Below are 24657 nucleotides of genomic sequence, written 5' to 3' on the forward strand. Positions count from 1 at the left end.
TTCACCGCTTGAATTACTGACAAATCGTACTGGCTGCTGATAGGTCCGTAGCTCCGTAGCTCCGATTAGCGCAGCGTAATCGGAGGCTTTAGCCGCGAATCACCAGCGCAATAGCATCACCCACCGCAGCGGCGTCATGGCAAAAAATTCACCCAACATCGCCAATCACCTGCGTCATGACCAACAATCACCCACATACCGCCGCCCTCATGCGTCCGATTACGCTGCGCTAATCGGACCTACACCACTCCACCTCTACCCACCGCATCACCCACCACATCAACAGGCATAAAAAAAGCGATTGATTCGTTAAAATCAATCGCTGGTAAAAAGATGTAGCGCAGCAATGGCGCTAATCCATCGCTGCCAATCGTGGATTGGCGGTCAACGCGGCTGTTTCGATTGCGCTATGGCCTCCAGTAGCTCGGGGTCGGTAATCATTTGTGCTTGGGGTAATGCATCCGGCTTCAATGTAGTCATAGGCTGCGAGGTAATACTCGTCTCATTAGGCAATAATGGCATGACCGCTACGCTGGTTTCCACCAGATTGACACTACTTGGCTGCATGATCAGCGGTGATAAGGCCACCGGCGTTGCCTTGATGCCCGCTAAAGTTTCTAAACCGCTACGCGGTACTTTTAAACTAGCGCCGATGTTTTCTCGCAAAGCACTGGTGATTTGCTCGGCATCTTCATCGCTCTCAATAATGTAGGGCGTCAATAATAAAATCAGCTCCGAGCGCGTTGAGCGGCTGGTATTGGTACGAAATGCTTGCCCGATCACCGGTATGTCTTTTAAATACGGAATACCAGCATCGCCCTCTTCATTGGCTTGATCCATCAATCCACCCAACACAATGGTGCGGCCATCCCGCGCAGTTAAACGGGTATCAAGGCGGCGGGTGGCAAACGTCGGCGTAGTGCTCACGCCCGTCGTAGTTTGCTGCGGCGAGCTGACTTCTTGCATTACTTCCATATCAATGCGCCCGCCAGCATGAATCACCGGACGAACTTTAAGCTGAACCCCGGTTTGTCGATACTGAATGGTTTGCAGCACGCCGCCAGTGGCAACGCCGGTATTACTATCGCTTTGCTGGCTGGTGACAATCGGCACTTCTTTACCCACATTAATGCTGGCGCTTTCACCATTGCGCGCCATCAGTCGTGGGCTAGAGATAATCTGAGCGCGGTTATTATTGGCCAAAGCGTTAATCACTGCTTTTACTTGGCCGGGCTTAATGTATTTGAGCAGCAAGCCCGCCGAGCCGATACCTAGGCCGCCCAGTGTGCCGCCAACCACGTTATTATTATCAAACGCCCATTCAATCCCCAGATTCAGATTGTCGCCCAGTGTGACTTCAGCAATAGTGGCCTCAATCAACACCATTTTGCTGGGGCGATCGAGCTCTTTGAGCAAACCCATCCAGCGGGTGAATTCTTCGGCGCTGCCTTGAATAATCAGCGTATTGGTGGGCTTATTGACGACCACGCGGCTAGAGCGAGGTGCGGCACCGCCACTGGTGGCTGCAACCGGAGCGCCGTTCATGAGTTCTTGTAATGTTTTGGCCAATAACTCAGCATCGGTATGCCGTACTGGATAAGAAAAATACCCGCCGCCCGCATTGGCTGTAGGTTGGTCAAGCTTGATCGACCAATCGGCAACATGCTGTAAAACTTTGTCGCTAGTAGCAAACACCACAATGCTATTAATTGGCCCAATCGGCAGCATCACAATCGGCGCGCCACCACTTGGGCTATTAGAAATGGCAAAGCCCTCAGCGGTTAAAATATCTGAAAGCCGCTTAACTAGCTCATCCACCGACCAATAGCTCGGATTAATCCGAATGCTCTTACGGCCCCGCATTAAAGGCTGGTCGAGAATTTGTAATGTTTCTAATACCGCGCCCATTTCACCCGATTGCGTCGAAATCAATAAGGCGTTTTTGGCGCTGTCTTCCCGAATTTCGATTCGATTATTAAAAACTTGTTTTAAGGTGGTGGCGACATCACTGGTTTTAACCGATTCAAGCTCAACAAAATGCCACACCGGCCGAAGCGATGGCGGCGTTTCGGGATTACTACTGCTGCGGCTAATCTCGGCCACGTAGCCTTGCTTTTCATCATCGGCCACCGCCCGATAAAAACCGCCCGATTCAAAAATCGCAATGCCATAGCTTTTGAGTAAGCTACGGGCAATTTTGTCGATTTGCGCTGCGGTCTGCGGCGCGCCGGTGCGCACAGAAACCAAGTCAGTTCGTTTTTGTAAATTGGCATCAATCACAATCGGTTTACGCAGCACCGATCCATACAACACCTGAATAAAGGTGGGTAATGGCACTTGATCAAAATTCAGACTCAATTCCGCCTTGGTTTGATCCAAGGTGCTGGGCGCGGCATCGGGTTTGACCGTGCTACTACGAGTGGGTAATGGTGGCTTTGGATTATCGCGGCTAATTTGCGCCGCACGCGGCGCTGATTCACCGGCAAATGGCTTGGCTGACGCTGACGCTGACGCTGGCGCCTGCGCCGATACCCCGCTGGCTGAACTGCTGGCAACACCAGAGGCAATGGCCGGACGTAAGCCGGCGGGCCAAATCGGCTCGGCACTGCCCGAATAGCTGGACACCGCAAATAGCGAAATGATGCTCAACGAAATAATGCGAAATCGATAATACATTGCTTATCCTATGTGTGATCGATGATCAACAGATCAGTCGCAGTCCAAATTCGCCCTTCTAAGCTATCGAGTCTCTAAAGCAGGCCCCGACAACGGTAAGCAAATCACGCCTTTGCTCGGTTGTAACAAATAATCTTGAGTTGCCAGCCGATCCCCCGGTTGAACAACGCTAGATTTTGATTTTTCTGCTTTAGCCACCACGCCACTGCGAAAAGAGACCTTTTCGCCATTCACGATAATGTCGCCCGGCGGCGTTACTGTTTTAACCGTATTCGCCGAGTTGGCCGCTTGCTGTGGCAAATCCAATGCAGCTGGCATCACCACAAAATAGGGTTTGAGCCCGACCTTAATCTCAGCCAGCACATTCCACTGCGCCACAACAGGTAGTGAAGCCCCAATGTTGCTCGGCCGAGCAACGCTGCCAACGACCGCCACCGCCGATGCCGGACGCCCTTGCGCCACCGTGATCGGACTTGACGCCGCTTTGGTCGCCTCCCGTGCAAAAGGCGCTATGCTCTTTGCCGCCAGTCGAATGCAGATTTCACTATCTCTAATTCGCACAATCTGACTGCCATCTGGCAATTCATCGCCTTGCTTTAGCTCTTGCGCCGGCAAATCAGCCACTTTGACTACGACATAGCTTTGCTTGGCACGCATAAAGCCACCCATAATGCGCCAGCTCTGTACTTCAATGCTTTTTTGCCCAAGCAATCCATCCCAAAAACCCAATTCATACAACGCTAAATAGCTGGCTTGCTGATCAACGGGAGCTGCGATCGATTCCAGCGCTGCCATATTAATCAGCTCGGTACGCGCTTTAGCTTTAACGATTTTTTTAGGCTGCGCTGGCAGCCAAGTATTCAAACCGATCACCAAGCCAATCAACACAAAAAGCAGAATGAGTAAGCTGCACCAATGCCGATTGGTCATTTTGCTGAGGAATTTATTCATGTTTTTCCTCGCTGCCGTCGCTTTCGCGATAATAAGCACTCACCACTGCCTCGACTCGGGCGGCAGATTGGCCTTTAACGGATTGGCCTTGTGCGGATTTTTTACCTGGGATAATTTTGAATGATTCAAAGCGCAGTACCGGTGAGCTGTCCATATCAGCCAAAATAGCGCTGAGCGCTGCATGCTCATAATCAAATGCCAAATTAGCGCGCATACTTTTATAGCCAGCGGGCAATTGCACATTCATCCCCCCCAAAATCGCCAATCCAGCATCTTGAATCACCCCACTATTGGGATTGCTGGGTTGTGCAGTCTTGAGCATATTGTTTAGCCGGTCACTTAAAGCTGCCCTTTGCATGGCTTGATTTTTATTGCGCCAGACCATCTGCTCTAGCTGATTCACGGTTCGTTCTAAGCGCTGAGCACTTTGTAACCAACGTACTTCAGTCGCCAATTGCTGATAGTTTTTAATTTGTTGCTGTTGCTTAAGATAAGCCGCTTGCAGCTGAACCACCCGTTCTTGCCACGTGAGTAATTGATAAATCGCCAAAATCGATAAAATCGCCGCCAAGGCCAAACGCGCCCGCAGATTTTTGCGTAAAACACTGAGCCATAAAGACAAAATTTTCATTTTGCTTCCTCTTTAGGCTGTGTCATTTTCATACTAAGTTTTCTGCTGTTATTAGCAGCCAAATCAACCTGAACTTCAGAAAACTGCCCACCTTCTGAAAGTCGCCGCACAATCTCTAAATCAGAGGGTGGAGTATTGGGCCAAGTCAGCGTGAGATTGAGATAATCAGGGCGCCAATCAAACTCTTGCAGCTTGGCTTGATCACCCATTACTTTTTGCACCACTTGCATTAATTGCAATGGATTTGAATTGGGCTGTAATGTAGCTAAATCTTCGATTTTTAACGCCGATTGAATGGCGGATGCTTTGGCTTGATTAATCATTGCCACTTGCTGCTTTAAAGCCTGCAGTTTGGGTTGATTTTTAGCAATGGCCTGCTGTAAATCGAGTTGCTGAGCCAATAAATACCAAGCAAAGGTAAAAATCAGCCCAACAATAAAACAATAAATCGTTGATTCATAATAAAGTTTTTGATTGCCTAATTCAGAGCCTAAAACAATCGCCCACTGCGGCTTTGGTGCGGCAATTAAAGCAATAGGATGAACTGGTGCGCTCTGTAAAAACTCCGGCAATTCTTTGCGCCAATTTTCTGCGATAAATTCGCTGTGTTTTAACCAGCGTGACTGAATTAAATCACCGTTTTGCCACACTTGTATTTCATGCATTCCTGCGGCAGAGGCAGAATAAATACCGTTTTCTTGGCGGGGATAACAACAAGCTTCAGGCCGAGCGCGTGCCCATTGAATGGCTACACCCGCTGCTTGGCTTATTTTTTCGAGATAAATGGCATCACAAAACCAAATTTCTGCACCTTGGCTATTCCAGTGCAACATAAATTGGGTTTGTTGAAATTGCGCCATTTGTGGCAATTGAAATGACAGCGTTGCCGCCCATTGACTACGAGGAATTCGTTGTAAATCGATAAAGCGAAATTGCAATAAGCTACGGTCGATAATCCAATATTGCAAAAACGGCAAACCGGGCTGCGTTTTAATCCCACTAGAACTGCACAGGTGTAACGTTGGCTTGAAGTGGTCCTTCATATTTTTGTTCCGGCAAGGGTATAAAAGCTGAAGATGATGCAGTGCTGGTTAATGGCTGATTCTGTATTCGATAACGATATAACTCATTCCATGGTTTGCTATCGGCAGTGGGCGTAAGAGACAACAAAATACGCTCTTGCCAATTGATTTCTGGGCTACTTAAAGTCAAACGCACATCGTCACCGGGGAAATGCGTAATGCCAAAACCCATCGACATCGGGTCACGACCCAATAAAATTAAGAAGGTATCTGCGGAAAAAACAATACCAGACTTTCTAATTTCCAACAATTTATTTGCAGTTGAGTCGTCAATTCCTAACACAGACTGTAATACATGGCTTGATGCGGTATTAGGATTAAACCCTGTGTTAGTAAGCACAGAAACATCCGCTTCCAACTGCGAGCGTCGCAATAAATTACCTTGATCTCGCCAACTGATTAATTCAAAAAGCTCTTGCGGTGTGAGTAACGGTGAATTTCGTGGTCCACGCAGGCCTAGTTGCTGATAGTCCGCTTTTTCTGCGCCATTGACGCGTTTAAAATGGTCGGCATCTTTATAATCTTCTAACACGTCATACAGCTGATCTTGCAGCGAACTATTTTCAATGCCGTGTATTTTTAATAAACGACTGAATACATCATGGTCAATTTTATTTAAATTAATTAAACCGCGAAGATCTTGTAGTTGAACTAAAACTCCACTTTTATTTTGATAAATCGAATCATCCAGCAATACTTTATCGCCTTGTATCCCAATACCATCACGGGACTTTGGTGATGTTAACAGGCGGTAAATCATTTCATTTTTTGCATTAAATAATTTTAACTCAGTCGCAACAGCTTGCTGTGAGTGTGCCGCTTGATCTAGCTTTAAATCATAGCGTTCTGCTAAATAATTAATCAATACGGACAATATTGTCAATATTGATAAAACCAAAGGCAAAACAAAGCCGAATACATTACGGTTTATCATTATGGACTAGCCATAAATTGAGTATTAAATTTTCTTTGCCATGGATTATTATTCATAGAAAAAAACCATTTAATTGGAAATTCAGACTCACTCAAGCGAAAAACGACGTATTTAGGTTGTACCTTGGCATCAAAATTAAAGTCGGATCTTTTCCATACTGAAATTTCTTCATTTTTATCATTCAAATACAACCACTCCGCTTTACCTTTCGTCCATTCAAATAACACAATCGGCACAGTTTCACCAACTTGATAGTTCAATTGTCCACCGATATTATTATTTTTAATTCGCAATACAAAAGGTACAGGCACACCATCGACTTCATTAATCGATGATAAAGTTAAACCTTGTATTTGACGCGCATCACCTTGCCCACCATGCCCCCATTCATCATCAAGCCAAACCATGCCCGATAAGGTGCGAGCGACCCAAGCTTGAACACGGTATTGGCTAGTCAGTGTTTCTTGCGCAATTTGTCGATTAAAAATATTCAGCACATTGGCAAAAAATTGAAATGATAAAGTAACCACTAGTGAGACTAAAACTAACGCCACCAGCATTTCTATCAATGTAAATGCAAACTGTCGTTTAAACACCGGGCAGACCTAGCTTATCTTTAACTTGCGTTCGCCGATAACCCAATAAAATAATTTCTGCGGTATAGACCACATCCTGATCCGCACGATTCATTTCTAATTCACCAGTAAAGCGCTGCACGCTAAACTCACCGACAGTACTATCGCTTTTTAAAACTTGCACCGCTTGGCCCATTGGAATAGCGCGCCAATTTAAATGATAATCACCAAAATCTTCACTTCCCTGCTGTTGTTGCATTGGATTGATGTTTTCCATATAAACCAAACTGCGTTCCAGCATATTTTGATAAGCAAGTTCTTCTGCCATTCTGCCTTGTGAGCGAACGATTTGGTTTAACCATTCCACCATCGCTACGCCCATAAAAGAGAGAATCACTAAAGAAATAATTGCCTCGAGCAAAATACTACCTTGTTTATATTTCATGAATCTAATCGCGCCGGATAACAATGGGGCGAGCGTAACTCCCATCGGTAGGTTTCATCATTATTATGAATGACCACCACACCGCCACTACAAAATCCATTGGCCAAATAGCTAATATTTTGTTCCAGCGATAAATGATAATTTTCGGGTAACTGCGGTAATGGATATATCTCACCAGTCTGAATGGCACTTAATTCAAAATCAGCATTTAAGACTAAATCATTTTGTTTATAACGAGCTAAATCAGGGATATAACTCAGAATCAAACGAATGCGATCAAGTTGGGCATCTTTTTCTAAAGACCCCACCATTTTGCTTAAGTTTGGCACGACCATTGCAGTTAACAATGACAATATAACCATTACAATTAATACCTCAATCAAAGTAAAACCATTGATTAAGCCATTAATTAAGCATTTTCTGGCATTGTCACTTGGCTTGCTCTGCGGCAACGTGCTCGAGCTGCGCACCAAAGTGCTTACTCGCAATTAACTATCACCCAACGGTAAATAACCAATATCGGCATCATTTTCAGTACCACCTTGCACCCCATCAGCACCAAAAGAGTACAGCGCAAATGGTTTGCCGGGTGCGCCAGGAAATGCATATTGATAAGGATTTCCCCAAGGATCATCGGGCATTGCTTCTTCGAGGTATGGGCCTTTCCAGCGCTTGGCATATTTACCTTCGGTTGGCGGTGTAATTAATATGCCCAGCCCTTCCTCCGTGGTAGGAAATCGACCAATATCTAATTTAACGGTATCTAAAGCGCCTTTTAACATCTTAATTTGCGCTTGTGCCGTTTGTATTTTTGACGAATCGACTCGTGAAAATATTTTTGGCCCAACCAAGCCCACCAATAAGCCAATAATCACCATCACGACCAGCATTTCAATCAGCGTAAAGCCTTTTTGACTTGAAGAAACATGAACTATTTGCATTGTTTGGCTCTCATATTTTAATGTTACTGATACTAGTAATGGCCAACATAATCGCCACCATCATAAAACCAACTACGCCACCGATGATTAAAATAGCCACCGGTTCTAGTAATGAGATAAATCTTTTTTGTGCATCAGCGGCCTTAATGTCATGTGCCGTTGAAATTTGAATCAACATCTCAGCAACACGACCCGTTTTTTCGCCTACTGTGAGCATATTCAGATCAATTCGATCTAATAAATGATGCATTTTAATTGTTTCAGAAAAGCGCACACCTGCCCGCAGATCTTTTGCCACTAAACGCAGTCGATTGCTGACAATAGCTACCTCACAAGCCTCGATGGTTAAATCAATCGCTGAAATAATATTAACGCGATTGAGCAATAACATGCCAAGCATTCCACTCCATTGACTTGATTGACGCTCAACTAACCATGAAGAAATCAATGGAAAATTCCAAAAAAAACTCACCCAATCATATTGACGGGCTATTTTTCGATACACAAAGACCCCAGCAATAGCCAAAAAAATCAGCCCAACTCCAATTTCAAATAAATGGCTACGAAAATAAATACCCGAGCCAATTACTATTTTTGATATAAAAGGTAAATCTACATTGCCATTTTTTAAAATAGTAGCAAAACGCGGAACTACAAATAAAAAAATCGTTACAATTGCCAAAATACCGGTAACAACTAAAATTATTGGATAAATCAAAGCTGTGATGGCATCTTTTTTGGCTCTAATTTCCTTTTGCCATTGATCAATACCTGATTGTAATGCGCTACCTAATACACCCGACTCTTCCCCAGCCCTAGCCAAATGCCGAATATAAATTGGTAGATTAAGCTCGGGCAGTGCCAACATTTTAGATACAGTTTCACCAGACCTTAATCCAGGAAGTATTTTTTGCTGCAAAATTTGGCCTAATGCAGTGCCATCCCAAGTATCGGCCAAGGTATATAAAGCCTCGCCCATTGGAATACCGGCATTGAGCATCCCTACCCAACTACTCAAAAATTGTATCCGTTCTGCTACGCCAATTTTTTTATTTAATCCTTCTTTTTTATTTCCCTGCTCTTGCAATGAAGTAATTGATAAACCTTGCTGTATTAAAGTCGCAATTGCGGTATTTTTATCAACGGCATTAAGCTCGCCTTTTCTGGCTGAGCCTAAGGTATCGATGGCGGTATAGATAAAAATACTCATAGCATAGGCTCTGCGACAGCATTAACCGCCACCCGACAAACCTCTTCGATTGAGGTGAGCCCCATTCCAGCTTTGATCAAACCATCTTCAAATAATGTGCGAGCGCAGCCATCCAAAAATGCAATTGCGGCAATTTCTGTTGCCGGTTTTTTGATTACGATGGCCTGCCTGATTTGCTCATCAATCCGCATTAATTCAAACAAGCCCATTCGACCTGAATAGCCAGTTTGGCTACATAAATCACAGCCCACCGCCTCACGAAAACGATAACTATTGGCAGTCAATTTAGGGTTTTTGAGTAGTATTTCAGAATACGTATTGGCATAAATCGCTGGAATTTCAATCGGCTGAGCGCAGCTGCATAATTTTCTAAGTAAACGCTGAGCAAGTACACCAGTGAGTGCTGAGGCGATTAAGAAAGGCTCAATCCCCATGTCTATAAGCCGGGTTGCAGCACTGGCTGCATCATTGGTATGCAGTGTAGAGAAAACCATATGCCCAGTTAAGGCCGATTGAATGGCGATTTTAGCGGTTTCTTGATCTCGAATTTCTCCCACCATAATGACATCTGGATCATGCCGCAAAATCGCTCGCAATCCTGCAGCAAAAGACATTCCGATTTCGTCTTTAACCTGAATTTGCGTAATACCGTCAATTTTGTATTCAACCGGATCTTCTACGGTAATGATTTTTCTACTTCGATCATCCACTAAACGAATTGAATTATAAAGTGTAGTGCTTTTACCTGAGCCAGTTGGACCAGTTACCAATACAATACCATGTGGCTCATTAATCATTTTTAAAAATTCAATTTCATGATCAAGCAACATACCGGTATCGGCCAAATTTGCGACCAATTCCTTTTTTTCTAATAGCCGCATCACAATCGATTCGCCATAAACGCCAGGAATCGTAGACACCCTAACATCTAAATCTTTACCGCCAACGCGCAGACCAATACGCCCATCTTGCGGTAATCGCCTCTCGGCAATATCTAATTCAGAAATGAGTTTAATGCGAGAAGTCACCGCATCTAAATTGCTAACAGAATATTCAAATAGCGTTCGCATAACGCCATCAATTCTAAATCGTATCTGAAATGAATTGGAGCGTGGCTCAAGATGGATATCCGAAGCCGATGACTCTACTGCTTGAGCAAAAATATTATTCACTAGCTCAACAATCGGCGCTTCTTCAGCCAATTCTTTAAGGTGAGCCGCATTATCATTAGAAATGAACTTTGAATTATTAATCCCATCAAAGAACCGGATTAAATCAGCGGTACGCGCTAAAAATACTTTTCCTGAAAATCCATTTAGCGCAGAAAAGTAATCATTAAAAACAGGCTCATTAGGAAATCGTGCTATATAGCACAAAACATCGTTATGATAAAAAGGAATTAATAAATTACTCTGGCACCAAGCCAGAGATAAATTTAAGGCTTCAAGGCTCTGCTCAAATTCAGCCCGGGGTATTTCTTCATGCCATGTAGGGATATCTAAAAACTGCGACAAAGCGGGAATTAATTTATCTTCTGAAACAACGCCCAGCCGAACCAATCGACTGCCGAGTCGCCCATGAATAAGTTGCGCTTGTTCTAGTGCTTTTTCTAAATCTGGTTTAGAAATTAGTTTCTGCTGAACTAAATATTCACCCAAACGCATTTGCCGACACCCTTTAATCGATAATCAAAATCAGGCCGCACTTTGTAAAAACCATTAACAGATAATTAAAACCACTTAACAAAATGTAACAAGCCTAAGCAGGCTAAGTCACCAATCACTTTGCTGTCATCAAAAGTAAATCACACAAAAGTAACAAGAAAAAAATCAGTCACTTTCAGTTCATAGTAACAAATCCTTTCTGTCGTCGTCATCAAAAACAAAAACACTGTCGTCATATTCAACACAAGCTGAATATTTGGGTAATGATGCTCAGCATCCTAGATGCAGTCACCTCAACCTTTCACATCCCAGCAATAAAAAACAAAACAGTCCACCTCGCACAATATCTAAATTAGGAGTGCAAACTAGCATTACTTGTCTGGGCTCAAAATAAGCAGCAGCATACAAAAATGATCTGTTCAATAAAAAATGGCGCAGAAAATTTATTTTTCTGCGCCATTAAATTTGTGGTGATTTGATTTACTTTGATTAATCAATGCGAGTTTAACAACTCAAGACATAAATCTGGGATAGAAATAAAATTCGCCAGTTAACCTTCAAACAAATGATCGCGCACCGCGCGGTCTGGTTTAAAGCCCGAGACGCAACGCTGTAAAATCCCGATTATTTGTGTTGAATCATTCCCAAAACAAGCAATACTCAGATCCGCAATCACTTGCTCCAGCTCATCCAGCGTCAAACACTGCTCGTTGGCTTTCATGATACGGGCGTGCTCAGTACCACTAACGTTGTCGCCAATCAGTAGCTCTTCATACAGCTTTTCGCCAGGGCGTAAACCAGAAAACTCAATCGCAATATCGCCCGCAGGGTTAGCATCATCTTTAACTGTAAAGCCAGTGAGATGAATCATGCGCCGCGCTAAATCAACAATCCGAACAGGTTGCCCCATATCCAGCACAAAAACTTCGCCACTACCGCCCATAGCGCCAGCCTGAATCACCAATTGCGATGCTTCGGGAATCGTCATAAAGAAGCGATTAATATCAGGATGGGTGACCTTAACTGGCCCACCCGCCATAATTTGTTTACGGAATAAAGGCACCACGGACCCACTCGAGCCAAGTACATTGCCAAAGCGCACCATACTAAAACGCGTTTTTACCGAAGGGTCTAGCGCATAAGCTTGTAAGGCCAACTCAGCCATCCGTTTACTCGCCCCCATTACATTGGTAGGACGAACTGCTTTATCCGTTGAAATGAGTACAAATGATTCAACCCCAGCATCAATCGCCGCTGCCGCAGCAGCGCGAGTACCAAAGGCATTATTTAAAATCCCTTCAGTAATATTAAATTCAACCAATGGCACGTGTTTATACGCGGCGGCGTGATATACCGTTTGCACACCATAGCGTGCCATAATCGCCGCAAGGCGTAAGCCATTTTGTACCGAACCCAACACGGGGTGCAGCTCGATCGGCAAGGCATGTTCACGAATGATTTGGCTCAGCTCTTGCTCAATGGTGTACAAGGCGAATTCGGAAAGCTCGTACAAAACCAAATGCGTCGGTTGATTTTTAATAATCTGCCGACATAACTCAGAACCAATCGAGCCGCCTGCGCCGGTGACCATAACCGATTTACCGCTAATATTGCGAGCGAGTAATTCTTTGTTTGGTGGAACGGGTTCTCGACCAAGTAGCTCATCAACACCCACTTCACGCGCATCAGCCAAGCGCACTTCGCCACTAACTAAATCAGACATCCCAGGTAAAATCCGCACTTCAACCGCTAAAGGCTCAAGCTGATTAACGATCTCGATCTGCCGTGAGCGCGGCGCAGAAGGTATGGCCAATAACACTTGATCCACCCGGCCCATCATAATTTGGGCGAGCATTTGTTCGTTGCTAAAGACTTTAAGTCCGCCAATTTGCAGGCCTTGCTGAGCGGGCGAATCGTCAACATAACCAATCGGTTCATACTCTTGCCCAGTACGCAAAGCCACCGCCAACTGCCGCCCAGCGCTGCCGGCGCCATAAATCAATACCGTTTTACGATCTTTAGACAGCGGCGCCAATTTACGCAACAGACTACGCGCAGCAAAACGACTAGCAATAATAATCGCCATGGCCAATAGCCAGAAAATCACTAAAGAACCACGCGGAATACCGGTAATTTGCAATAACTGAATCGCGGCTACAAAGCCCAATAGCGCCAAACTCACCGCAGATGCAATGGTTAAAACCGCCTTATCCTCGATATAACGAATCACTGCTCGATACAAACCAAAGCGAATAAAAATCGGTGCGGCAATGATAGAAGGCAAGAAAAACACCCACCAGGCAAATTGAGTGGGATAAGACCAATCATCTAAACGCAACGCAATTGCCACCCAGAGCGCCAAAGGCAATAAAATAAAATCCAGCGTTAAAATCAATAGACTTTTAGTTGTTCTAGGTAATGCAATTGCTTTATTTAACATAACATACCTGAGTTTTTGAGCCAGACCAGCCAATAAATGACGCAGAATAATAAAAATTAAACATCAATGCGTTATCCCATCACGGCGAATGACCTTTAAAAAGGTCAGCAGCAGGATTTTTAAATCAAAGACAAATGACCGTCGCTGTAAATACTCAACATCAAAACCGACCTTAACTGGGATCGGCAATTCATCACGGCCATTAATTTGTGCCCAGCCGGTGAGGCCCGGGCGAATACGATCAACGCCTTTTTCAGTGCGTAGTGCAATTAAGTCATCTTGATTAAATAGCGCAGGCCGTGGCCCAACAAAGCTCATATCACCGACTAAAATACTCCACAATTGCGGCAATTCATCCAAACTTGATTTACGCAAAAAGCCACCAATCGGCGTTAAACATGCCTTGGGATCAGCCAATAAATGCGTCGCAACCGCTGGCGTATCAATACGCATCGAGCGAAATTTAGGCATTTTGAAAATGCGATTATTCATCCCTACCCGATCAGACCAATATAAAGCAGAGCCTTTCGAAGTCAGTCGAACCAGTATGGCGACAACAATAATAGGCAGAATAAAAAATAAACTCACCATGAAAGCCAGCAAAAAATCAAAACAGCGCTTCAACATAAAAGACCTAAAAGCAGTTCGTTTAAAAAATTAAGCATTACGCTGCAAAAAATCATCTGCAGTTTTTTGTAATGCCTCATCGACAGTCAATGGCGGTCTCCAGCCTAATACATTTCTAGCTTTTGAAATATCCACTTGCAATGAGCCGCACAAACGCTGCGCCATCGCTTGCTTACCGAATAATCTAGCACCAAACTGTAAGCACCACATTGGTACAGGAATCAATCGAGAAGATACATCTAAAGCTTTAGCCATTTTTTGCAAGAGTTCGGTCGTCGACAAATCCTCACCATCCCCTGCTAAAAAAATCTGATTTGCTGCGGCAGGATGATCAATACAAGTCACAATCAAATCAACTAAATTATCTAATGCCACCAAACTCCGTTGATTATGAATTGCACCTAATGGTAATGGAATGCCTTTATTTAACCATTTCATCATTGCTGCAAAATTAGCTTTAACTCCTGGGCCATAAACTAATGGCGGGCGAATAATAACCACCTCTAAACCCGTTTCTTTGGCCAACTGCAGCAAGCCCTGCTCGGCCTCATATTTTGAAACACCATAGGGATCAAGTGGAACGGCGAGATCATCAGCAAAAAATGGCAAACCCAATTCTGTTGATTCGCCATTGACCTTAATTGAACTAATAAAAACAAATCGACTAACACCAGCAGCAACAGCTTGCCGTGCCAAATTTAAAGTCCCCTCAACATTCACTTTGCGAAACTCGGTAAGCGGATCAAGCGAAGCATCATTCATCACATGGACACGGGCTGCTGCATGCACAATCACATCAATATCGCGTAACGCTTCAGACCATTGCGTATGTGCATCAATGTTGCCAACTGAAATAGAGCCAGCATAGCCTCTACGACTTACAGATTTATAATCAATTTTTATGTCATTTAAAAATGTACATAATGCAGCACCTAAAAAACCATTAGATCCAGTAATAAGCAACATTAATCAACCTTCTTTTGAAATTCCGAGCAATTCAAGCAATTTAGTATTTACAATTTTTTCATCAAATTTTTCGAGTGCAATCTTAGCGCTTTCTTCGCCCATTTCTTTTATTTTATTTGGATTATCTATGAGAAATATCATTTTTTCTGCCAATACTTGACTAGACCAAGGAGGAATTAAAAACCCATTCTTACCATCTATAACTGTTTCTCTGCAGCCTGGTACATTAGTTGTAATTACGGCACGTCCAATTGCCATGGCTTCTTGCGTACTAAGAGGAACTCCTTCTCGATAAGATGGTAAAACAAAAACGCTTGAATTAATTAACCATGGTTTTACGTCCTTAACATAACCAGAGTATACAATTAGATCATCTTGAATCAACTGATCTAAGGATTCTTTCGATAAAGAACCTGGATTATCAGGGTCCAATCCTCCTAATACTACAAATTTAACCTCTGGATGAATTTTCTTCACAATTTTTGCTGCACCAATGAATTCATTTATCCCCTTTTCGTTTAAAAGTCGGCCAACAAATAAAAAAGAGATTGCATCAATATTGACTGGAGAAAATTCAAATTTTTTTAAATCTACGCCAATCCCTCCTAAAACATGTACAGATTTTGCCTTAATATTATTATTTACAATTAAGTCAACTGGATCATCATGATTTAAAAAAATCAGAGAATCAAGTAACGGTATAGACATATGATACAAAAATAATTGAACCTTTTTTAAAAAAATTTCTTTAGTTGAACTACCATTTTCCTTGTCAGTAAACACATAACCCAAACCTTCAAGCATCCCTATACTTTTAGGTACACCTGCCAACTTGGCAGCAAATGATCCAAAAATTACTGGCTTGACAAAATACGAAAAAACTAAGTCTAATTTTAAATCTTTAAATTGCTTAACCAATTTAAGTGTGCAAATCAAATCTGAAAATGGATTAAGACCAGAACGATTAATTTTATAATCTATTGGAATTGCACCTAACAATGCAACTTCATGCTTACTGTTTTCTGTATAATCCGATGCAAAAGCATATACTACATTTCCACGCTGAACTAGCGCACGAATCAAACCTGAACGAAATCCTAACACGCATGCAACCGTCGTTCCCAGCAATGCTACTCTCATAATTATCCAATTATTTATCAGTTACTTTGTAGAAAAAACTAACATTCATTAACATTTACTGAATATAGTGAGATCCATTTATTTGCAATACTCTTTAGTGAGTAATTCGACACAATAAAATTACGTGCAGACTCACCGATACTAGAACGTTCTTTATCATTCAGGCTTAGTGCACTTTCCATAGCATATCGTAAAGCTTGGCTATCTTTTGGTTTAACTAAAAATCCAAAATTTGATATAACTTCACTCACACCACCACAATCAGTAGCAACAACAACACGTCGACATGCCATAGCCTCAGCAACAACCAATCCAAAACCTTCCCACGCTGAAGAGAGTACAAATAGGTCTGCGGCACTTAAAAAAGAAGGGATATCACGCTGGATTCCTAAAAAATGAACACGATCTATTATCTCTAGATTCTCAGCTAAAAGCTTAAGTTCTGCATGTAACTGTCCGACCCCAATAATTGCAAGATGTGGTAATTCTACTGTTGTATCGATTTTGCTAAATGCATCTAACAAATTAGGGTAATCTTTAGCAGTAACTAACCTCCCAACGGCCAAAATCAAAGGCGTTTGGTCATTTATTGACAATAAACTACGAACATTTTTTCGACTCTGATCATTAAAATCAAACAGATCAATATTAATCCCATTATGAACAGCAATCATTTTCTCTCGAGTCACTGCTCCCTGTAAAATGAAAGCTTCTACAGCCTCTTCACTAACATTTGTTGATATATCAGCCAAGAAATCAGTATAACAATAAGCTTTCATTCTTAACCAACCTCCTTCATTTGTACTATGTGCAGTACAAATTAGTTTATTGATAGGAGTGAAAACCCTTAACAACCTTGTAAATATATTAGCATGAACCATATGACTATGAATCACATCAGGTTTAAATTCTAATATAATTTTTCTCATTTTTAAAAACGATATAAAAAAACCAAAAAAAGTTTTTTTCATATCAATACTTACTAATTTCACCCCTTTATTTCTAGGTTTATTAATTAAATCTGAATTCAATGAAACAAGTAAAACATCGTGATTTAATGCTGAAAACTGGTCTGCAAGATCACACACTTGCCGCTCAGCACCACCCATTCCTAAACCTGTAATTACAAGTAGTATTTTCATATAGCCAATTACCAATAAAACATGACGTATTGAGAGCAGAGAAGTTTAAATAAAAATCAAATCCATCTAGCCATATTTTACATATCGGACCTAACTTCTAACATTCCACGCTCTTTCATTAAATACAACTGATTATCTTGAATATCAAATGCACGACGATCAAAATCAATATCACCAAAAAATAAAGAATTTATTTCATTCCTGAAAACAAAAAAGTCAAATGGTGCAATACTATTTCTGTAGTAACCAAAAGTAAAAACCAAGAAAAGAACTATAGAAATAAAATTCAATACATACGCCGATTTTTTATAACACACACCATAAAGTACATTCAAAAACATAAATACTAAAAAATAACCTGCATACCTATCTAAAAAAGGTAAGTACACAGCTGTAAGCATCAATACCGCACCAAAAAAACTTATTCGATTCAAAAACAAATAAGGACGCTCTAACTTCCGCTCATCAATACAAGAAACATATGTTACGATGTAAAACAAACAAATTAAATGCCGTATACCAAAGCCAAATGAATATGCTTTCAAATAAGTCTCTACTTTATCAGCAACAAAACCACTAGATAACAATGCAACAGAAACTACAGAAAAATACAATCCAATACTCAAGAAAATACTGCTCACTATGAAATATCTTTTTTTATTGAAAAAGCTACAACAGAAAAATACGGATATAAATACAATTGCTGAAATATGAAAAAATGATGCTAATAAGACTAAAGCCAAACAGTGTAACCACTGTCTCTTAACACACTTCGAAGATGCAAACAAAACAATTATCAAAGCAAGAAATTGTCTGAGTTGCTCTGCGACTAAAGTCGGGCCAAAAATAAAAAAAAGACCAGAAACAAAAAAAATAAAGTATCTAGTTTTTAGTTCAAAAAAACCATTCCCATAAAAACAAAAAAAATAATAAATCAATAAAAAAGCAATTACATAGTATAAATACACTGCCAATGGATATAAAGATCCACTAAAATAATATAACGCTTTGAATAAAAAATTAAACGCTAATTCTGGCGTTGACAATACCGCTCCAGACATTGCGAAATTTCTATAATTAACCCAATCCTCACCTTGAAAATATATATTGAGCACTATCACAGGCAGAACCAGAACTGGGAATATAAAAAAAACCCTATAAGATATATTTCTTCTATTAAGTGACGCAAATAAAAATAAAAAAACTGAAACTATTATAAAGTACACCCCTCCCCCTTTAATCTATTTTTTATTCTTTTCAACACTTTAAAAACGCCAGAAGGTCTAATCGAACCAATTGCATAATGAAAAAATAGACTTAAAAAACAACGTTTATTATTGAATAACTTTGCTGGGATTATCCATGACCATAGCATCAAACGATCATCAATACGCTTCCAATATTGAGCCGCCGATAAATTAGGCCACACTTCCTGTGAATATAATACTTCTAATTGCCTCATAAAATTAACATTAACAAGCCTATCAACCGAATTACTTAGAGAATCAGATATTCTATATAAAACGGTAATTTTATCTAAAAAATTCAACTTATAACCTGATCCAGTAATTTTCAACCAAAGTGGCAAATCTTCAATTAACTTATACTGTTCATCACAATAACCAATGTCTTCTAAAATATTTTTGTTTATAAACGAGGTCGGTGCCATGTTAAAACTTCTAATTAACAAACACTGATATTGCTCCTGACTTGATAAACAGAAAAAGTAAATATTACTTAATTCAGGTGTTACTTTACAAACATTACTAGCTTTATCTTTGAAATGAGCCATCTTAGAAAAAACAATACCAACACCATGGTTCGCTTTGACATACTCAAAATTATCTTTAATGCAATCAATCGAAAGAATATCATCTCCAGCGATTGTTTTTATCCACGTTGCTCTAGATGATTTCCATGCAACATTACAATTTTTTGATATACCACCATTATTTAAATTTTTGATAAATCTAACACTTGAAAAGTTTGCAGCATTTAAAGATAACCATGAATCTACCACCTCAGTCGTTCGATCTATCGAACAGTCATCACTAATAATTAACTCCAAGTTATTTGACCCATATGACTGATTCAATATACTATTCAAAGTTTCTATGATAGTCTCTGACGAATTATAGGCAATCACAGCAACTGCAACTATTTCTTTTTGAGCAATTGAATTATTAACGTCCATAAAAACCCTTAATCAATAAAGTCACTTTGTTAGAACAAATTTAAACAATGAAACTAGTATCAATTTCAAAAAAATCTTAACCGAAATCACATCTAATCTTAGGCTTTTAAATAATTTAGTGCGATCAACCTCACAAGCAATCTTATACATAGAATCAAGCCACTCAGACTTATTTTCAATAACCGAAAACCATCTAACAAATCTAATAAAAACCCCAAAAAACACAGAAATTAGATTTCTATTAGAAGCTAAAAATATAGAATCATCTTTGAAATTTCTTCTAATAAAGAAATTTAATTCAATAGCCGTATTAACAACCATAAAATACCTTAAATTAACTTTATTAGTGGTCGAACACGGATTTTTAACATAAAAATATTTACCTTTACAATGATCTATTTTTCTTGCCTCAAAAAAACAATATCTACAAACAAGCTCATCATCATTAATGTTATTAATCTTTCCAAAGTTTTTAATTTTTGAATATGAAGATAGTATTATTGATTTTCTTACAACAAACCACCCATGTAGCCCCCAGCCATCGATGCACTTAGTGAATGCTGTTTTTCCATCAACGGGCCAATTATCAACATTAAAATTAAATGTACTCTTACAAAGTCCATTTTCCATAAAATCAACATCGAAACATACAATATCAACTTCATTTTTTAATTTACTTACAGCCAACTCTATAGCATTCAATGATAAATAATCATCACAATCTAAAATAGATATAAATTCTGATGATGCAACTTCAATTCCTAACTTTCTTGCTAACGCAGCACCTTTATTTTCTTGCTTAATCAGTCTAATATTAAAACTTTCACTCGAATGTTTAGAAATTATTCCTTCAATCACTTCCACTGAATTGTCAGTAGAACCATCATCAATTAAAACCCACTCAAAATTGTCTATCGTTTGATTGCAGAGGCACTCATAGCATCGTAAAACATTTAATCTTTCATTAAAAACAGGAGTGATAACAGAAATATTCACAACTAATTCACTCCATTTAATTTATTTAGCTGACGGCAATGATATAAAAAGAACAAGCAAGAAAAAATAAAATATATAAAATATCCACTTGCATATGCATAATTAGCAGAAACCACACCAAGTCCCTTTATGAAGCAATAGACAAAACCAACTAAATAAAGATTCATTACAATCTCAGCGACAATATTCACCTTTATATAGCCTTTAGCCAATAAAATACTAGCGGGAACAAACGATAGAACTCGAAAAAAATCTCCTACCAATTGAGGTGCAATCAAGCTTTCTGCAGCTTGAAAATCATTAGAATACAATACCATAATTAAAAACGAACGAAAAAAATACACAAAAAATATAGAGACTAATAAGACAGGCATCAACAAAGAAAAAACTTTAAAAGTTTCCTTCTTAAGACTAACAGAGTTAGAAATAGATGCCGCTAAAGGAAAATAATACATTCCAACACCTGAAACAATTAATAATATATAGGCATCAGATAATCTTGACACAGCTTGCCATAATCCAGCTACATCAGATGAGTACGTATCTGAAATCAAATTTCTTATTAATATTAAAGCCATTGGGCCAGTTAAGGCACCGACGATTCCCATAGCCATATAGCCATACAATATTTTTTTTTTGTTCTTATCGACTGAGCCAAACCAATATTTTATTTTAACCCAAGGTTCTCTATAAAACTTTAAAAAAATAAATATACCCGCAATACCATTATTAGCAGCGACAGCTAATAAGCCACCAGTCAGGCCATACAGATACAACATCGATAATGACAATATAGTCATAATTAATACTGACTGCGTTCCACCAAGAATGTTTTTCTTATTCTCCCCTAGCCCATTCAAAGCACTCATCATAATTGAATTAACACAATTGAATGGAAGGAAAAACCCAACAATAAGAACGATCCAAAAAAACGATTGATTATTAAATAGCCACGTTGATATTAATTGAGAAAAAATTGTAACTATAAAAAAAGAAACACTAATCGTAATTAACAATAGAGATGTCGCGGCTGACCACCATGGTTGGCAAGCATCGTATCCGTTTTCTTTATTTTCAGCACTAAAACGTACTACTCCTTGGCCAATTTGATTAGAAATAAGCCCATTAAGCCCAACAACAAAGCTTTGCAATTGCCCCAACATAAACAATCCTGTTGGACCAGCATAGACAGCAATAAATTTTGAAATTATTATGCCTGTAATCATCCTTAAAGCTGTTAATACAGCACTAAGGATTGAAAGTTGCATTAACTTCATTTTAACAACTCAATAATTACATTAATTACTTTGGATACGTCATCATGAGACATTGTCGGTCCCATCGGTAGACTTAATACTTGCTGATGAATTTGCTCTGCAATTGGATAACTAACACCATTAAACTCAGCATATGCAGGCTGTTGGTGTGGTGGGATTGGATAATGAATCATCGTAGCGACACCATTAGCCGATAAATCTATTTGTAACTGATCCCTATTCTTGCTTCGAACAACATATAAATGCCATGCTGATTCAGCATTATCCATAATCGATGGCAATACGAGATCTAATTCTTGTAGAGCTACAGTGTATTGCGCTGCAATTTCTTTTCTACGGGCTGTTTCTTGGTCTAGTGCTGGTAATTTAACTGCCAATAATGCAGCTTGTAATTCATCCAATCGACAATTAAATCCTTGCACTTCATTATGGTATTTCACTTTTGAACCATAATTAACCAATACTCGAACTTTCTCTGCAAGCTCCGCATCATTGGTAGTGACTGCGCCTGCATCACCAATCGCACCTAAATTTTTACCCGGATAAAAACTAAATCCTGCCGCATGACCAAGGCTACCGACTTTGCGACCTTTATATAAAGCACCATGGGCCTGCGCAGCATCCTCAATGACTTTTAAACCGTGTTTTTCGGCAATCGCCATAATTGGATCCATATCGGCTGGCTGCCCATATAAATGCACTGCAATAATCGCTTTAGTACGCGGGGTAATTGCTGCCTCAATCAAACTTGGATCAATATTATAGGTATCTATACATGGCTCAACTGGCACGGGCGTTGCGCCTGCATACGTAGCCGCTAACCAGGTAGCAATATAGGTATTGGTCGGTACAATGACTTCATCACCAGCACCAATGCCATAAGCACGTAAAATCAAATGCAATGCATCCAGACCATTACTCACACCCACACAATGATCAACGTTGCAGTAATCTGCAAATGATGCTTCAAATTGTTTGACTTCATTACCTAATACATACCATCCAGAATCGATAACGCGAGTAAATGCATTAATTAATTCATCGCGGTGCGCTAAATTAATGGCTTTTAAATCAAGAAATGGAATCATATTATTCAATACTCTTTACAAAACGTGCAGGAACACCGGCAACTAAAGTTTTCTGTTTAACATTTTTGGTAACAACTGAGCCCGCACCAATGGTTGATCCTTCACCAATCACCACTGCGGGTAATAATGATGCGCCAACACCAATCACTACATTATCTTCAATGATAGGGCCAACAACATGATCAGAATATCCAGCACGGACTACATTGTCGTTTGTTGTACCAACTAATAAACTAATAAATACATCATTGCCAATAATGGCATTGCCCGTAATATGCGTGCAATCCATAACTTTAGTGCGATCGCCAATTTTTGTATTGTAATTCACAGTAACATAGCGACTTAAAATACAGCGGCTACCAATTGTGCATTTTTCTCGAATGGATGCGCCATCACCTAATAATGTATTATCACCAATAATTACATCGTAAAAAATAACTGCATTCGGTCCAATTGAGCATTCATTGCCAATTTTTACAATACGTTCAAACTCTGGCTGACGAGCTAAAGCACCTGCACCTTTTGGCTCTTTACCAATGAAAGCACCTGGAAATATCTCTACAGCATTACCCAAAACAACGCCATCAGCAATAACCACATGTGGATGAATAATACAATTATCTCCGATTGATACATCGCCAATTACTGCAAAAGGCATAATAGTTACATTTTTACCGATTACGGCTTTATCGGATATAACAGCGGCTTGATGTATCATTTTTTTTCACCATTAACAATATTAATAAATTCTTCATAACTTCTTAAATAATCACTCTCACTATAAAAATCATCAGCTAAAACCATTAGCACACAATCTTCACTAAAATCATACATTTCATGCCAAACTAATGGCTCAATCAACAAGCCCTGTGCGGGATTATCAAGCAGCAGTTCTATTTTTTCTTTTCCATCATCCAAATGAAACCGGCATGAACCACGAATAACAATAGCCACTTGCCTTAATTGCTTATGTGCATGAAAACCACGACGAACACCCTGTTGAGTAGCAAATAAATAATACACACGCTTAATTGGAAATGGGATGTTTTTATTTTCTTCCAGAGCAACTAATGCACCACGTTCATCACCATGTTTTTGCAATTGAATTAAATTTACAATCATATTTAAGCCTTGATTTTTTCAGTATTTTTAAACCTAAGTCCAGCTTCATCTTTATCAGAAACAATTGGCTTATTTGATAATGGCCATTGAATATTCAAATCTTTATCATCCCACAATATGGTTCTTTCTCCTTCTGGGTACCAAAAATCAGTTGCTTTGTAATGCAAATCCGCAGTTGGAGATAAAACATAAAATCCATGTGCAAATCCTTCTGGTATCCATAATTGCGTATGATTTTCTGATGACAATATTCTTCCGGTCCATTGCCCAAATGTGGGTGACTTTTCTCGTAAATCAACCGCCACATCAAATACTTCACCTTGAGTAACTCTGACTAGTTTACCCTGCGGTTTTCCCAATTGATAATGCAATCCACGCAAAACACGATGTACTGAATGTGAATGATTGTCTTGAACAAAATTAACTTTTCGACCCAATTCAGATTCAAATTTTTCTTGATTAAAGCTTTCTAGAAAATAACCACGGCTATCATGGTACACATTAGGTAAAATAACTTTAACATCTGCAATTGTTGTGTCGACGATTTTCATTTTAA

At 40.0% G+C, this 24657-nt stretch carries 24 protein-coding genes; all 24 read right to left on the reverse strand.

Annotated elements, in window-relative coordinates:
• Window positions 1-384 precede the first annotated feature (384 nt).
• On the reverse strand, window positions 385-2676 hold the full coding sequence (locus tag K4H25_RS13640) for a secretin N-terminal domain-containing protein (RefSeq protein ID WP_221020991.1): 2292 nt from the start codon (window positions 2674-2676) through the stop codon (window positions 385-387).
• Window positions 2677-2739: 63 nt separating this feature from the next.
• The gene (locus tag K4H25_RS13645; protein WP_221020992.1) at window positions 2740-3627 is read right to left on the reverse strand and encodes a hypothetical protein; all 888 of its coding nucleotides are present in this window, start codon (window positions 3625-3627) and stop codon (window positions 2740-2742) included.
• Window positions 3620-4258: a hypothetical protein gene (locus tag K4H25_RS13650; protein ID WP_221020993.1), complete on the reverse strand. Its 639-nt coding sequence runs from the start codon at window positions 4256-4258 to the stop codon at window positions 3620-3622. The genes K4H25_RS13645 and K4H25_RS13650 overlap by 8 nt, the downstream gene beginning before the upstream one ends.
• Window positions 4255-5301, reverse strand: a complete 1047-nt coding sequence (locus tag K4H25_RS13655; RefSeq protein ID WP_221020994.1) for a hypothetical protein — start codon at window positions 5299-5301, stop codon at window positions 4255-4257. Before K4H25_RS13655 ends, K4H25_RS13650 begins: the two co-directional genes overlap by 4 nt.
• On the reverse strand, window positions 5258-6274 hold the full coding sequence (locus K4H25_RS13660; protein WP_221020995.1) for a type II secretion system protein GspK: 1017 nt from the start codon (window positions 6272-6274) through the stop codon (window positions 5258-5260). The genes K4H25_RS13655 and K4H25_RS13660 overlap by 44 nt, the downstream gene beginning before the upstream one ends.
• Window positions 6274-6870, reverse strand: coding sequence for a prepilin-type N-terminal cleavage/methylation domain-containing protein (locus K4H25_RS13665; protein WP_221020996.1), 597 nt, complete (start codon window positions 6868-6870; stop codon window positions 6274-6276). The genes K4H25_RS13660 and K4H25_RS13665 overlap by 1 nt, the downstream gene beginning before the upstream one ends.
• A complete protein-coding gene (locus K4H25_RS13670) occupies window positions 6863-7294 on the reverse strand; it encodes a hypothetical protein (RefSeq protein WP_221020997.1) in 432 nt (143 codons plus the stop codon). Before K4H25_RS13670 ends, K4H25_RS13665 begins: the two co-directional genes overlap by 8 nt.
• Window positions 7291-7782, reverse strand: coding sequence for a type II secretion system protein (locus K4H25_RS13675; protein ID WP_221020998.1), 492 nt, complete (start codon window positions 7780-7782; stop codon window positions 7291-7293). The genes K4H25_RS13670 and K4H25_RS13675 overlap by 4 nt, the downstream gene beginning before the upstream one ends.
• Window positions 7783-8235 carry a type II secretion system major pseudopilin GspG gene (gene gspG / locus K4H25_RS13680; protein WP_221020999.1) on the reverse strand — a complete coding sequence of 151 codons (453 nt, stop codon included), beginning with the start codon at window positions 8233-8235 and terminating at the stop codon, window positions 7783-7785.
• A gap of 10 nt (window positions 8236-8245) precedes the next feature.
• On the reverse strand, window positions 8246-9445 hold the full coding sequence (locus tag K4H25_RS13685) for a type II secretion system F family protein (RefSeq protein ID WP_221021000.1): 1200 nt from the start codon (window positions 9443-9445) through the stop codon (window positions 8246-8248).
• The gene (locus K4H25_RS13690) at window positions 9442-11109 is read right to left on the reverse strand and encodes a GspE/PulE family protein (protein WP_221021001.1); all 1668 of its coding nucleotides are present in this window, start codon (window positions 11107-11109) and stop codon (window positions 9442-9444) included. The genes K4H25_RS13685 and K4H25_RS13690 overlap by 4 nt, the downstream gene beginning before the upstream one ends.
• 550 nt (window positions 11110-11659) lie before the next feature.
• The gene (locus K4H25_RS13695) at window positions 11660-13549 is read right to left on the reverse strand and encodes a nucleoside-diphosphate sugar epimerase/dehydratase (protein ID WP_221021002.1); all 1890 of its coding nucleotides are present in this window, start codon (window positions 13547-13549) and stop codon (window positions 11660-11662) included.
• Window positions 13550-13612: 63 nt separating this feature from the next.
• Window positions 13613-14176, reverse strand: a complete 564-nt coding sequence (locus K4H25_RS13700) for a sugar transferase (RefSeq protein WP_221021003.1) — start codon at window positions 14174-14176, stop codon at window positions 13613-13615.
• Window positions 14177-14206: 30 nt separating this feature from the next.
• The gene (locus tag K4H25_RS13705; protein WP_221021004.1) at window positions 14207-15142 is read right to left on the reverse strand and encodes a UDP-glucose 4-epimerase family protein; all 936 of its coding nucleotides are present in this window, start codon (window positions 15140-15142) and stop codon (window positions 14207-14209) included.
• Between the two features lie 3 nt (window positions 15143-15145).
• Window positions 15146-16282, reverse strand: coding sequence for a glycosyltransferase family 4 protein (locus K4H25_RS13710; protein ID WP_221021005.1), 1137 nt, complete (start codon window positions 16280-16282; stop codon window positions 15146-15148).
• A gap of 38 nt (window positions 16283-16320) precedes the next feature.
• Entirely contained in the window at window positions 16321-17424 is a 1104-nt protein-coding gene (locus tag K4H25_RS13715) for a glycosyltransferase (RefSeq protein ID WP_221021006.1), read from the reverse strand.
• Window positions 17425-17501: 77 nt separating this feature from the next.
• Window positions 17502-18650 carry an EpsG family protein gene (locus K4H25_RS13720; RefSeq protein WP_255587682.1) on the reverse strand — a complete coding sequence of 383 codons (1149 nt, stop codon included), beginning with the start codon at window positions 18648-18650 and terminating at the stop codon, window positions 17502-17504.
• Complete coding sequence (locus K4H25_RS13725; RefSeq protein WP_221021008.1) at window positions 18638-19618, reverse strand: glycosyltransferase family 2 protein; 981 nt, start codon at window positions 19616-19618, stop codon at window positions 18638-18640. The genes K4H25_RS13720 and K4H25_RS13725 overlap by 13 nt, the downstream gene beginning before the upstream one ends.
• Before the next feature lie 21 nt (window positions 19619-19639).
• The gene (locus tag K4H25_RS13730) at window positions 19640-20614 is read right to left on the reverse strand and encodes a glycosyltransferase family 2 protein (protein ID WP_221021009.1); all 975 of its coding nucleotides are present in this window, start codon (window positions 20612-20614) and stop codon (window positions 19640-19642) included.
• Window positions 20615-20616: 2 nt separating this feature from the next.
• On the reverse strand, window positions 20617-21891 hold the full coding sequence (locus K4H25_RS13735) for an O-antigen translocase (protein WP_221021010.1): 1275 nt from the start codon (window positions 21889-21891) through the stop codon (window positions 20617-20619).
• Complete coding sequence (locus tag K4H25_RS13740) at window positions 21888-22979, reverse strand: DegT/DnrJ/EryC1/StrS family aminotransferase (protein ID WP_221022957.1); 1092 nt, start codon at window positions 22977-22979, stop codon at window positions 21888-21890. Before K4H25_RS13740 ends, K4H25_RS13735 begins: the two co-directional genes overlap by 4 nt.
• 1 nt (window position 22980) lies before the next feature.
• On the reverse strand, window positions 22981-23697 hold the full coding sequence (locus K4H25_RS13745) for a DapH/DapD/GlmU-related protein (RefSeq protein ID WP_221021011.1): 717 nt from the start codon (window positions 23695-23697) through the stop codon (window positions 22981-22983).
• Window positions 23694-24101 carry a sugar 3,4-ketoisomerase gene (locus K4H25_RS13750; RefSeq protein WP_221021012.1) on the reverse strand — a complete coding sequence of 136 codons (408 nt, stop codon included), beginning with the start codon at window positions 24099-24101 and terminating at the stop codon, window positions 23694-23696. Before K4H25_RS13750 ends, K4H25_RS13745 begins: the two co-directional genes overlap by 4 nt.
• 2 nt (window positions 24102-24103) lie before the next feature.
• Window positions 24104-24652 carry a dTDP-4-dehydrorhamnose 3,5-epimerase gene (rfbC, locus tag K4H25_RS13755; protein WP_221021013.1) on the reverse strand — a complete coding sequence of 183 codons (549 nt, stop codon included), beginning with the start codon at window positions 24650-24652 and terminating at the stop codon, window positions 24104-24106.
• Between the last annotated feature and the right edge of the window lie 5 nt (window positions 24653-24657).

The sequence above is a fragment of the Deefgea piscis genome (assembly GCF_019665785.1).
GTDB lineage: Bacteria > Pseudomonadota > Gammaproteobacteria > Burkholderiales > Chitinibacteraceae > Deefgea.

Excerpts from the sequence above, each read along its gene's own strand:
- rfbC (WP_221021013.1), bottom strand. The coding sequence starts at position 24,652 with ATGAAAATCGTCGACACAACAATTGCAGATGTTAAAGTTATTTTACCT.
- gspG (WP_221020999.1), bottom strand. The coding sequence starts at position 8,235 with ATGCAAATAGTTCATGTTTCTTCAAGTCAAAAAGGCTTTACGCTGATT.
- K4H25_RS13670 (WP_221020997.1), bottom strand. The coding sequence starts at position 7,294 with ATGAAATATAAACAAGGTAGTATTTTGCTCGAGGCAATTATTTCTTTA.
- K4H25_RS13725 (WP_221021008.1), bottom strand. The coding sequence starts at position 19,618 with ATGGACGTTAATAATTCAATTGCTCAAAAAGAAATAGTTGCAGTTGCT.
- K4H25_RS13645 (WP_221020992.1), bottom strand. The coding sequence starts at position 3,627 with ATGAATAAATTCCTCAGCAAAATGACCAATCGGCATTGGTGCAGCTTA.
- K4H25_RS13745 (WP_221021011.1), bottom strand. The coding sequence starts at position 23,697 with ATGATACATCAAGCCGCTGTTATATCCGATAAAGCCGTAATCGGTAAA.
- K4H25_RS13695 (WP_221021002.1), bottom strand. The coding sequence starts at position 13,549 with ATGTTAAATAAAGCAATTGCATTACCTAGAACAACTAAAAGTCTATTG.
- K4H25_RS13750 (WP_221021012.1), bottom strand. The coding sequence starts at position 24,101 with ATGATTGTAAATTTAATTCAATTGCAAAAACATGGTGATGAACGTGGT.
- K4H25_RS13660 (WP_221020995.1), bottom strand. The coding sequence starts at position 6,274 with ATGATAAACCGTAATGTATTCGGCTTTGTTTTGCCTTTGGTTTTATCA.
- K4H25_RS13705 (WP_221021004.1), bottom strand. The coding sequence starts at position 15,142 with ATGTTGCTTATTACTGGATCTAATGGTTTTTTAGGTGCTGCATTATGT.
- K4H25_RS13685 (WP_221021000.1), bottom strand. The coding sequence starts at position 9,445 with ATGAGTATTTTTATCTATACCGCCATCGATACCTTAGGCTCAGCCAGA.
- K4H25_RS13710 (WP_221021005.1), bottom strand. The coding sequence starts at position 16,282 with ATGAGAGTAGCATTGCTGGGAACGACGGTTGCATGCGTGTTAGGATTT.
- K4H25_RS13640 (WP_221020991.1), bottom strand. The coding sequence starts at position 2,676 with ATGTATTATCGATTTCGCATTATTTCGTTGAGCATCATTTCGCTATTT.
- K4H25_RS13690 (WP_221021001.1), bottom strand. The coding sequence starts at position 11,109 with ATGCGTTTGGGTGAATATTTAGTTCAGCAGAAACTAATTTCTAAACCA.
- K4H25_RS13735 (WP_221021010.1), bottom strand. The coding sequence starts at position 21,891 with ATGAAGTTAATGCAACTTTCAATCCTTAGTGCTGTATTAACAGCTTTA.
- K4H25_RS13650 (WP_221020993.1), bottom strand. The coding sequence starts at position 4,258 with ATGAAAATTTTGTCTTTATGGCTCAGTGTTTTACGCAAAAATCTGCGG.
- K4H25_RS13715 (WP_221021006.1), bottom strand. The coding sequence starts at position 17,424 with ATGAAAATACTACTTGTAATTACAGGTTTAGGAATGGGTGGTGCTGAG.
- K4H25_RS13655 (WP_221020994.1), bottom strand. The coding sequence starts at position 5,301 with ATGAAGGACCACTTCAAGCCAACGTTACACCTGTGCAGTTCTAGTGGG.
- K4H25_RS13700 (WP_221021003.1), bottom strand. The coding sequence starts at position 14,176 with ATGTTGAAGCGCTGTTTTGATTTTTTGCTGGCTTTCATGGTGAGTTTA.
- K4H25_RS13740 (WP_221022957.1), bottom strand. The coding sequence starts at position 22,979 with ATGATTCCATTTCTTGATTTAAAAGCCATTAATTTAGCGCACCGCGAT.